The organism is Grimontia sp. SpTr1 (assembly GCF_947387585.1).
Classification (GTDB): domain Bacteria; phylum Pseudomonadota; class Gammaproteobacteria; order Enterobacterales; family Vibrionaceae; genus Enterovibrio; species Enterovibrio indicus.
Genome location: NZ_CANDOD010000002.1, coordinates 564322 through 575666 on the forward strand (window position 1 = coordinate 564322; position 11345 = coordinate 575666).

At 50.5% G+C, this 11345-nt stretch carries 5 protein-coding genes, 1 tRNA gene, 1 other RNA gene and 1 pseudogene; 5 read left to right on the forward strand and 3 right to left on the reverse strand.

Annotated elements, in window-relative coordinates:
* Window positions 1-37: 37 nt before the first annotated feature.
* The 3 genes and pseudogenes from QL223_RS06760 (at window position 38) to QL223_RS06770 (ending at window position 3614) form a co-directional block, all read left to right on the forward strand.
* The gene (locus QL223_RS06760; protein WP_281544263.1) at window positions 38-964 is read left to right on the forward strand and encodes a LysR substrate-binding domain-containing protein; all 927 of its coding nucleotides are present in this window, start codon (window positions 38-40) and stop codon (window positions 962-964) included.
* Between the two features lie 148 nt (window positions 965-1112).
* Window positions 1113-2282, forward strand: a pseudogene (locus QL223_RS06765) (CoA transferase); the annotation flags it as partial.
* Window positions 2256-3614 (forward strand): CoA transferase, encoded by a 1359-nt coding sequence (locus tag QL223_RS06770; RefSeq protein ID WP_281544278.1) that lies wholly within the window; start codon window positions 2256-2258, stop codon window positions 3612-3614. The pseudogene QL223_RS06765 and the gene QL223_RS06770, both read left to right, overlap by 27 nt.
* 65 nt (window positions 3615-3679) lie before the next feature.
* Here QL223_RS06770 and dbpA read toward each other — a convergent pair whose 3' ends face one another.
* A complete protein-coding gene (gene dbpA / locus QL223_RS06775) occupies window positions 3680-5065 on the reverse strand; it encodes an ATP-dependent RNA helicase DbpA (protein ID WP_281544264.1) in 1386 nt (461 codons plus the stop codon).
* Window positions 5066-5212: 147 nt separating this feature from the next.
* Window positions 5213-5788 carry a UPF0149 family protein gene (locus tag QL223_RS06780; protein ID WP_046306733.1) on the reverse strand — a complete coding sequence of 192 codons (576 nt, stop codon included), beginning with the start codon at window positions 5786-5788 and terminating at the stop codon, window positions 5213-5215.
* Between the two features lie 204 nt (window positions 5789-5992).
* Between QL223_RS06780 and QL223_RS06785 the strand changes: the two genes are divergently transcribed.
* Both QL223_RS06785 and QL223_RS06790 read left to right on the forward strand, forming a co-directional pair.
* Window positions 5993-6080: transfer RNA gene (locus QL223_RS06785), tRNA-Ser, on the forward strand.
* A gap of 47 nt (window positions 6081-6127) precedes the next feature.
* Window positions 6128-6259: non-coding RNA, RtT sRNA (locus tag QL223_RS06790), on the forward strand.
* Between the two features lie 513 nt (window positions 6260-6772).
* Here QL223_RS06790 and QL223_RS06795 read toward each other — a convergent pair.
* The coding region (locus tag QL223_RS06795) for an immunoglobulin-like domain-containing protein (protein WP_281544265.1) at window positions 6773-11345 on the reverse strand (4573 nt) is incomplete at its 5' end.

Here is an 11345-nt window from a genome sequence, read left to right on the forward strand (position 1 = left end):
ACCTGTTGGTTTTAACGTGATGCAAGGAACACAACACATGAAAAAACGGCTACCTCCGCTGAACTGGCTTAGGTCGTTTGAAGCTGCGGCAAGGCATCTTAGCTTTACTCATGCCTCGCAGGAATTACACATAACGCAGGCCGCTATGAGCCAGCAGATCAAAGCACTGGAAAGCCAGCTCGGTACCATGCTGTTTGTCAGGTTGCCGAGAGGTTTAGAGTTGACGGAAGCGGGCGCGGCTTATCTTCCGGTGCTTCATGAGTCTATTGAAAAAATGAATGAGGTGACTGAGGAGCTGTTTGGTAAGGGAAGAAATAAACTTCTGAATGTTAAGGTTAACCTTGTCTTTTTTGTTAACTGGCTGGCTCCTCGTTTGCCCGAGTTTTATGAGCAGTACCCAGATATCAACCTCAAGATCACCAGTAATATTTGGGTAAATAGCCAACAGAAATCGTCTGATTGTGACCTCGAAGTCATCTACGGAAACGGTCGATGGCAGCAGTATGAAGCTCGCAGACTCACGTGGGACTTGCTCCAACCGGTTTGCAGTCCAAACTACGCTTCCCGTTTTGAAGGAAAGCCAGTTCCTCAAGATATCGTCAATGAAAATCTGATACATGTTATCGGCTATGAAGATGGCTGGAATCGGTGGTTCCAGTCGATTGGTATGCCATACACCGATTTTAACCTTGGTAGTCAATTTGATACTTTAATCAACGCCTTCGAAGTAGCCGCTAATGACGGCGGTATAGCATTGGGAAGGAGTAGTTTACTTCAGGGATACTTCGAAAGTGAAAAGCTCGTCTCCTTATTTGATCAGGAAGTTCTAACAACAGAAGCTTTCTATCTTGTCAATCATAAATCCCGTTTCTTGCATCCCCATGCCGAAGCTTTTATTAACTGGGTGATGGAGGAAGTGAATAACGATGAAATAAACAATATTAATCGTCCGCTTTATAACTAGTCATATATAGGTGTATTAAAAAATTTATGACGAGGCCAAATTTAAATTAATGGTCGCTAAAGTTTAAAGTTATTAATATCCGGCAATGAATTCACCTCTCGGTGGTTCTCATTCAATGATTATGTCTCTTTAGCAAGGAGCGAGATAAATGAGAAATGCATTGCCGTTTTCAGGTCTAAATGTTGTTGATTTTGGTCAGTATGTCTCTGGCCCAGCTGTTGCCATGATCCTTGCCGACTTAGGAGCTAACGTGGTTCATATCGACCCGCCTAACGGACCGCTTTGGAAACATTCGGCAAACGCTGTTCTTAATCGGAATAAAACCAATATTCAGCTGGATCTGAAATCTGGTTCTGATCTCGACAGAGCTCTGTCCTTGTGTTCGCAGGCTGACGTAATCATCGAAAACTTCCGTCCTGGCACAATGGAGAGGTTAGGTGTCGATCTAGACGCCCTGCGTGAAACAAACCCAAGCTTGATTACGCTCTCACTGCCGGGTTTTGCGTCAAACGACCAACTACGCAAACAATGGAAAGCAACAGAAGCGGTGATTGCGGCTTCTTCCGGCGCGTTTACCGATATGGGATACAACCGGGTATTGATGGGTTGTGATCCGAGCTTTTCTCCGCTCACGCTGGGTTCTGCTTACGCCACAATGCTGGCGGCCAGTGGTGTTTCACTGGCGTTGTTTGAAAGAGAAAAAAGTGGTCATGGTGATCATATTGAAGTGCCAGTGGCGGCGGCACTGATGGAAGGGCTCTCTTAAAACTCCATCAATATTGAAGGTATGCCAGAGCGCTACCACACGATGCGGGAAAAAGAGATTACCCGTCGCCGCGAAGCAGGGCTCCCCATGGATGTCACCTATGATGAGCTTCAGGAATACCTCGACCCCTTTTATCGTACCTACAAGTGCAAAGATGGCCGCTATTTCTATGTCGTCTGTCCGTCACACCGTAATCACGCGCGTCGCTGCCTTGAACTTGCTGGAATATATGATGAGCTGGTTGCCGAAGGTCTACCAGACGTGGAAAACCTCTATCTTCCTCATTCTCAATGGGAAGCTGAAACGTCCATTGGTGTTTACCCTTTACCTGCGAACTGGGCTGCCAAAATCTCTGAGAAAATGAAGCGTGTCTTCATCACCAAAACATCTGAAGAATGGGGCAAGCTCTTTGGTGAAGGAGATATTCCTGGCGCGCCGCACCGCTCGACGCAAGAGTGGGTGAATGCGCCTTATTCGCTGGAGAGCGGGCTTATCGTAGAAGTGAATGATCCTGAATATGGCGTGATGAAACAGCCCGGTCCTTTGGTTTGGTTTGAAGAGTTGGGTGAAGAATTATGCGACATAGCGCCACGGAAATTTGCCGAATATCAGGATGCTGAAAGGCTTTTTAGCCAAGCAGGACTGCATAGAAACTATGAGCTCTCACCCAACGTCGAGCCGGACCGCCAATGGCTCAAAGGCGTCCGTGTTCTCGATCTGACAAACGTTATTGCAGGGCCACATTCCACGGCGTTTTTGTCGCGTTTTGGTGCAGAAGTTATCAAGCTGGATCCGACCAAGCCAATGTATGATCCGCTGATTGGTGTGTTCTTCAGTTATCTCTCCAATATCGGGAAGAAGAGCTTGCTGCTCGATATGCTGACTGACGAAGGCAAACCCATTTTCGAAGCTTTGGTTAAGACCTGCGATATTGTCGTTATCAATGCGCCTTCACGCCAGGTTGAACCTCTCGGTTTGAACGAAGAGCGCTTAAAAGCGATTAACCCAGATGTAATTTTCTGCCGCTTGGATTGTCTTGGAGGGCCTAAGCGGGGAGAGAAAACGGATTACATTGGCTATGACGATATCATTCAAGCAAACAGTGGCATCATGACCCGCTTTGGCGGCGCGGAAACACCGGAAGAACATGCTCACCTTGGAACGCTGGACGTAAATTGTGGCTTCGCTGCTGGGCTCGCGATGTCGGTCGCTTTGTATGCGCGGGCGAAAACAGGACAAGTGCTGCGTCCCAGAACGTCATTGTCATCGACAACCAATCTTGCGCAGATTAAATACAGTCATGATTATGAAGGTGCGCCGCCGCGGGACGAGCCATCTGGTCGCGAAGCGTTGGGTTATGATGCCTTGTCGCACTTCTATCAAACTCATGATGGCTGGCTATATCTTGATGCGACGGAAGCCGATATCAATAAACTCGAAATGCTTGAAGAGCTCCGAGGTATTTCTACATGCGACGAGGCAGGGCGTAAGGCCATGCTTGCGAATCAATTTAAACGTAAGCCCAACGATGTTTGGTTGAATAAACTGTCCCAGTTAGATGTTGCGGCAGCGCAAACACGTAGCATTGAATGGCTAAGAAAGCGTTATAGCCGTCCACAAGATGGACAGGTTGGGTTTGATTCTGGCAGCTATGCGTTTTCGACCCATGACGAACATCCGAGCGGCTATGTCACGACTATGGTTGATCACTATTCGATTCGTCCAAAAGAAGCAAAGATTATTGCAGCTCCGCAAACTGAACGTTTCGGGCGCTCTAGCCGGAGAGTGTTAGGTGAGCTAGGATTTGGTGAGTCAGATATCCAGAGTTTGATAGACAAAGGTATTGTGAGTGATGGCTGGTCAGAAGAATTCCTGCCAAGCTGATTCCTAGGTACAGATTACAGAGACTAAAAAGCCGTCATAAGACGGCTTTTATCATTTTACCGGGTTTAGCGAAGTTGCCAAACGCGGTAGGTTTTACCTTTGATTTTCCCGCTGGAGAGTTTCTTCAAGGCTTTCTTCGCCACGCTACGCTCAACGGCAACATAAGAACGGTAATCGGTGACTTTGATTTTGCCGACTTGTTTACCTTCAATACCATCCTCACCGGTCAATGCGCCAAGAATATCACCAGGGCGAACCTTGCTTTTCTTACCACCGTCAATGTGCAGTGTCACCATGGCAGGAGTGCGCGGCACATTGTTCAATACGCTGGAATCCGGCAATGGTGAAGGTTTGATATCGCGCTCAAGATGATCTTCCAGCAATGCAACACGGTAACCATCCTCATCACCGAAGAAGGTATACGCAGCACCTTCGCTGCCTGCACGACCCGTGCGGCCGATGCGGTGAATATGAACTTCGGTATCGAACGCCATGTGGTAGTTAATCACCGCATCTAATGCTTCGATGTCCAAACCACGTGCAGCAACGTCTGTTGCCACCATGATGTTGGTACTCTTGTTAGCAAACTTCAAAAGCATTTGGTCGCGGTCGCGTTGCTCTAAGTCGCCATGCAGCGCTACCACAGAGAAGCCTTCGTTATCCAGTACTGCAGCCACGTCTTTCACGTCGCGCTTGGTGTTACAGAACACTACCGCACTTTCTGGCTGATGCTTCAGCAACAGAAGCTGAAGCGCTTCCATACGCTCGCGGTTGTTGGCACAGCGGTAGAAATGTTGGGTAATGCTGGTGTCGTCGTGGTTTGATTCCACTTTCACCATCACTGGGTTTGCCATGATTTGCTTGCTGATGCTTTGGATTTGCGCCGGGTAAGTTGCACTGAACAGCAGTGTCTGACGGTCAGAAGGTACCTGGTCAAAAATAGCATCGAGCGCAGGTTGGAAACCCATTTCCAGCATGCGGTCTGCTTCATCCAGAATCAGTGTATTCACTTCTTCCAGAGACAGGCGGCCTTTTTCCATGTGGTCCAGAATACGGCCAGGTGTGCCTACGATGATGTGCGCGCCATGCTCCAGTGAGCCGATTTGCGGACCCATAGGAACACCGCCACACAGCGTTAGCACTTTGATATTATGGATGCCACGTGCCAGCTTGCGGATTTCGATGGCGACCTGATCGGCCAGCTCTCTGGTAGGGCAGAGCACCAGTGATTGAACGCGAAAACGTTTGACGTTGAGTCGGTTCAGCAATCCAAGACCAAAAGCTGCTGTTTTGCCTGAGCCTGTTTTACCCTGACCGATGACATCTTTCCCATCAAGTATGGAAGGCAGGCTCTGGGCCTGAATTGGCGTCATGGTTTTGTAGCCAATGTCATTGAGTGTAGAAAGCAATTCATCTTTCAACGGAAGTGTTGAGAATACTTGATTCGTCACAGGGAGAGTCTCGTTGTCAGTGCCGTTTGAGCGGCGAGTAAATTCAGGGGCGCGACTATATCAGGAATGGTTGAAAACTGCGCGAAAACTTTGAAATAAAAAAGCGGTCGATGACCGCTTTAGACAATTCGGGGAAGAGCTGGGGAGTTATTGTGCTTCGGCCATCTGGAAAGCACGCATCGTCAGGCCACAAAGCATCACCGGCATGCCATTGAACACTTCCTCAAACTGTGCCAGTTCTGCAGCACCTTGTTCTTCCATGACTGCCAGCGCAGACTCGGGGTCAAACAGCAGGCTGATAGAAAGTAGCACGCCGCCCAGAAGTGCATTTTCTTGCGAGTCTTCAGGCATCAGCGTTTCCCAGTCATCACGGCACAGGGTCCAGCCCTGCAGCATGCCTTCACAGTATTCGCGCGTTGCTTCGTTAACGATCTCGCTTTCGCTCAGTGCACAGGCTTCCGGCCACTGCCATTCGTTAGACAATAGCGCGCCACGTTTCTCGTTCCACATCTCAACGATGATGTTGGCGTATTGCTCAAGTTGTTCATGGCTACCAAACGGCGCTTCTTCTTCACCACCCCACATGAATGCAAGCCATTCGCTTGGATCGATAAGATGTGGCGCTGCTGCCATTGCAGTCACAAAGCCTTCTGTTTGCATGGCGGAAAGCAGCTTTGGCTCCAATCCGTTTTCGGTAATAAATTGCGATAGCGAGATAGACATGAAAAACTCTCTTTTCCTATTGAGCTGCTTATTCTAGCAGTGTGCGGAGATTTCTGAGAGAGAAAAGCGGTTTCGAGTTCAATACTGAACCAAAGCGCTTGAAAGATAGCCACTTGCGCGCTTTTTTCAGAAATATTATTGACGCTCTAGGCCTCTTTCCCTATAGTAGCGCCCCGTTGGGACGAGAAGTCCAACAAACAATTTGGTGAGGTGTCCGAGTGGCTGAAGGAGCACGCCTGGAAAGTGTGTATACGGCAACGTATCGAGGGTTCGAATCCCTCCCTCACCGCCATATTCGAAACCCGAGCAGAGATGCTCGGGTTTTCTCGTTTCTGACTTATGAAAATATACGAGGGAGGGTGAGAGCCCTCGACCAGGGTTCGCACAGCGGCGAAGCCGCGCAACATCGGCTTGCCGATGGCCCCGAAGGGGTGAGGAACGAAGTGACGAATAATCTCTCACTCACCGCCACATTCGAAACCCGAGCAGAGATGCTCGGGTTTTCTCGTTTCTGGGCTCTGAAAAGATGGAGTTTGCTCGCTCGAAACGATCCAGATTCACCTTTCAATACCCCAGACAAACAAAAACCCAGCTTATGCCGGGTTTCTCGAATATCGTCCTGTAGGAGGCTAGCACTCCATTTGCTACTTATTGTGCCTTAAAGCACACCGCCCCAGTACATTGCATTCATCAGCGTGAAAGCTGTCGTTACACCCATCAGGATGAACAGTGGTACATAGTTTGAAATTTTAGCGGCGATCTTGTTTGACACAGTAGGTACCTCGTGATGATTTGTTGCGCAAATTATGCACAATATTGTGACTTGTATCAATATTAAATGAATGGTGTTTTATATTTTATTTGCGAGGTGTAGTGGTGGGTAAGTCTGCATAAAGTTACGTCAGTGTTAAGGAATGGCCATTTATTCGAGGTATGAAAAAGCCAGCGGATTAATCGCTGGCTTTTCAATGGATTATGGAAAAATTAGTCGATGATAATTTTCGACTGTGTGATCATTGCATCGATGACAGCGGAACTCATTTGATCGTTGCTCAGACCCGTCGAATCGACACCATAGGCCGAGGCTAAGTCTGTAACAGAGAAATTATCTAGGGTGATCGTCTGGTCAGTGTCTGCGCCTGTCGAAGCAATGTTGATAACCGCTTCTCCATTAGCATCATCAAAGACAGAAAGATAATCCCCAATGTTGGTTTCGCTTTCTCCTTGCAAAAGATCAGCAAGATCTAAACGGTCTAATGCTGTATCAAAGTCTGCGATGAGATCTTGGGCGGGTAAACTGCTAGTCCCTTGATCGCCAGACATATAAGCGAATGTGTCATTGCCTGCTCCACCAAACAGAATGTCGTCTCCTTTACCGCCGATGAGAATGTCATCGCCGATGCCTCCATCCAGCGCATCATTACCAGCAGCGCCATTAAGACTGTCATTTCCAGCAAGTCCAAGCATGATGTCATCATCCCCAAGCCCTGACAGAAGATCATCTCCATCAGTGCCGAACGCTGAAGTTTGGCTAAGATCGACCAAATCACTCAGTCCTTCAGTGGCGCTGGTGGCGTAGAAAGACGATATGTTGGTGCCTGATTCACCGATGACAATGTGGATGTCTGATGTCGTGCCATCATTGGCAGTGAATGTGATGGTGTCTTGAAGCGTTTCTCCCTCTGGGATATCTGTCAGACGGGTTGGATCCAGGGTATATGTCCAAGTGCCATTGACCAGTTGCGCCGAGCCATACTGACCTTGTTCTGTCGTGTCTGGGAATATCCCGGTGGTTGCGCCGTTGGAATCTGCGAGAAGCAGTGTGCCGGAAGCTGTTGTTGCTGTTCTTGGTTCAGCAGTGTCGCTGATGGCGTCTCCTAATGTCACAGTCGCGACATCACTCTCATTGCCCAAAGAGTTGATAGCTGTATAGGTAAATGACGTATCTGTGGTATCTACCGCAGTAGTCGAAACGCTGGTAACAGTAAGGTTACTGTTGGCAGATGCAGAAATATACATTCGTAATTCGTCATAACCATTAGGATCGCTCACATTGATAGTCGCATTCCCGGTTAATCCTGACGCTTCCCAAATATTTGAGAAAGTGAACTCATTAACGATCTGGCCGTCTTTCAAAGCGATGAAATCGACGGTGGCGTTTGCTGGGCGGGTATTCGAGAAATTACCATATGCACTGGCAACGGATATATCTGTGCTCGTGACATCAAGACCACCCGTAAAATTGAAGATCATGACTTCGCTGTTGGCAGAGTCAAGCTCCCTGTCTGTGCCAATACCAATACCAGTTTCACCATTCGTAAACTCCCATATAACCGGAGCATCCGTAATGGTGCTAGCCAGGTCTGGCTTGGTTCCAGTAAAGGTACCTCCAGACACCGTCATGCCGCCTGTGACAATTGTGGTTTGAGTGGAGCTCGTAATGTCAGAAGCGGCAAATGTTTTGCTGACTTTGTCTGGTTCGAAGACGAAATTGGTATCGTCCGGTAATGTGTCTCCGACAGAAACGGCGACTGGGTTTCCATTGGTATCAAGATAATAAAGTGTGCCGTTGCTTGGTAGAGACGTGATGTTGATAGACGTTGTCAGTGAATCCGTACTATTGGCATCATCAACCAAATCACAGGTGTAGTCCGCTAAAGAAAATGAAACGCTGCCATTGGAGGTATCTTCCTCAAAGCCAGGGGAAGCGGCATCAGGTGTAAGGTTGACGATGACACTACCTGTATTTTTGCCTTGTAGATAAGGCTCAACATCTATTACCGAGGTTTCAACAATGCCGGGTGCTGCGGGCTGTTTTTCAAAACCACCGCCTGCAGTGCTGTCGACAGAGACGGTAAAGACATCAGAATCTGACGTTTCAATATTTTGATCATCCAGGGTATCAACGGTGAAGTCGACGGAAGTGGTATTGGCAGCAATAACTACATCACGTGTGACCGGCGTGACATCGCCGTCTTCGGTGGTCTTGTGGCCGATAACGACAGTGACGGTAAAGTCCGCGGTTGGTGCTTCTGAAAGGGTGAGCGTGTAGCTTGCCGCTTCGCCTTCATTTACTGACGCATCGCCTGTTAAGGTCAGGGTTGGCGCATCCGTGGTGGTGCCGTCGTTGATGGTGGTTTCCACGGCAGCCGGGGCCGTTGGCTGGGCTTCGAAGTCACCGCCAGCGGTAGCATTCACCGAGACGGTAAACACATCGTCATCCGCCGATTCGTTCAGGCTGTCATCAAGCGTATCGACGGTGAAATCGATAGACGTAGTGCCTGCGGCGATGACGACATCACGGGTAACAGGCGTCACATCACCATCTTCTGTGGTTTTATGACCAATCACCACAGTCACGGTAAAGTCCGCCGTCGGTGCTTCTGAAAGGGTAAGCGTGTAGCTTGCCGCTTCGCCTTCATTCACTGACGCGTCACCCGTCAGTGTCAGGGTTGGCGCATCCGTGGTGGTGCCATCGTTGATGGTGGTTTCCACCGCAGTCGGCGCGGTTGGCTGCGCCTCAAAGTCACCACCGGATGTTGAATCTACTGACACAATAAAGACATCGTCATCTGCCGATTCGTTGAGGCTGTCATCCAGGGTATCGACGGTGAAATCAACGGAAGTGGTACCAGCAGCGATCACCACATCGCGGGTCACCGGCGTGACATCGCCATCTTCGGTGGTCTTATGTCCCACGACGATGGTCACGGTGAAATCCGCGGTTGGTGCTTCTGACAGGGTGAGGGTGTAACTGGCCGCTTCGCCTTCATTCACTGAGGCATCACCCGTCAATGTCAGGGTCGGCGCATCCGTGGTGGTGCCGTCGTTGATGGTGGTTTCGACGGCTGCCGGGGCGGTTGGCTGCGCCTCAAAGTCACCGCCAGAGGTGGCATTCACAGAGACGGTAAACACATCGTCATCCGCCGATTCGTTGAGGCTGTCATCCAGGGTATCGACGGTGAAATCAACGGAAGTGGTACCAGCAGCGATCACCACATCGCGGGTCACCGGCGTGACATCGCCATCTTCGGTGGTCTTATGTCCCACGACGATGGTCACGGTGAAATCCGCGGTTGGCGCTTCGCTGAGCGTCAAGGTGTAGCTGGCTGCTTCGCCTTCAATGACAGAGGCATCGCCAGTCAGTGTCAGGGTTGGTGCGTCCGTGGTGATGCCATCGTTGATGGTGGTTTCGACGGCAGCTGGCGCCGTTGGCTGCGCCTCAAAATCACCGCCAGAGGTAGCATTCACCGAGACGGTAAAGACATCCTCATCGGCGGATTCGTTCAGGCTGTCATCAAGCGTATCGACGGTAAAGTCGATAGACGTAGTGCCTGCCGCAATGACGACATCGCGGGTGACCGGGGTGACATCACCGTCTTCCGTGGTCTTGTGGCCAATGACCACAGTGACCGTGAAGTCCGCGGTTGGCGCTTCGCTGAGCGTCAAGGTGTAGCTGGCTGCTTCGCCTTCAATGACAGAGGCATCGCCAGTCAGTGTCAGGGTTGGTGCGTCCGTGGTGATGCCATCGTTGATGGTGGTTTCGAGGGCTGCTGGCGCCGTTGGCTGCGCCTCAAAATCACCGCCGGAGGTGGCATTCACCGAGACGGTAAACACATCATCATCGGCGGATTCATTCAGGCTGTCTTCAAGCGTATCGACGGTAAAGTCGGTGGACGTGGTGCCTGCCGCAATGACGACATCACGGGTCACCGGCGTGACATCTCCATCTTCCGTGGTCTTATGGCCGATAACGACAGTGACCGTGAAATCCGCGGTTGGCGCTTCGCTGAGCGTCAAAGTGTAGCTGGCCGCTTCGCCTTCATTCACTGAGGCATCACCCGTCAGTGTCAGCGTCGGTGCATCCGTGGTGGTGCCGTCGTTGATGGTGGTTTCGACGGCTGCCGGGGCGGTGGGCTGTGCCTCGAAGTCACCGCCAGAGGTAGCATTCACCGAGACGGTAAACACGTCATCATCGGCGGATTCATTCAGGCTGTCGTCCAGGGTATCAACGGTGAAATCGACGGAAGTGGTGTTCGCAGCGATCACCACATCACGGGTCACCGGCGTGACATCGCCATCTTCCGTGGTCTTGTGGCCGATAACGACAGTGACCGTAAAGTCCGCAGTTGGCGCTTCCGAGAGTGTCAAGGTGTAGTTGGCCGCTTCGCCTTCATTCACTGAGGCATCGCCAGTTAGCGTCAGGGTTGGCGCATCCGTGGTGGTGCCGTCGTTGATGGTGGTTTCTACCGCAGCTGGTGCGCTTGGCTGCGCTTCAAAGTCACCGCCAGCAGTACTGTCGACAGAGACGGTAAACACATCCTCATCCGCCAATTCATTCAGGCTGTCGTTCAGGGTATCAACCGTAAAGTCAGTGGACGTGGTGCCTGCTGCGATCACCACATCGCGGGTCACTGGCTGAATGTCGCCATCTTCCGTGGTCTTGTGTCCCACGACGATGGTCACGGTGAAATCAGCCGTTGGCGCTTCCGAGAGGGTCAAGGTGTAGCTGGCCGCTTCACCTTCAATGACAGAGGCATCGCCCGTCAGGGTTAAG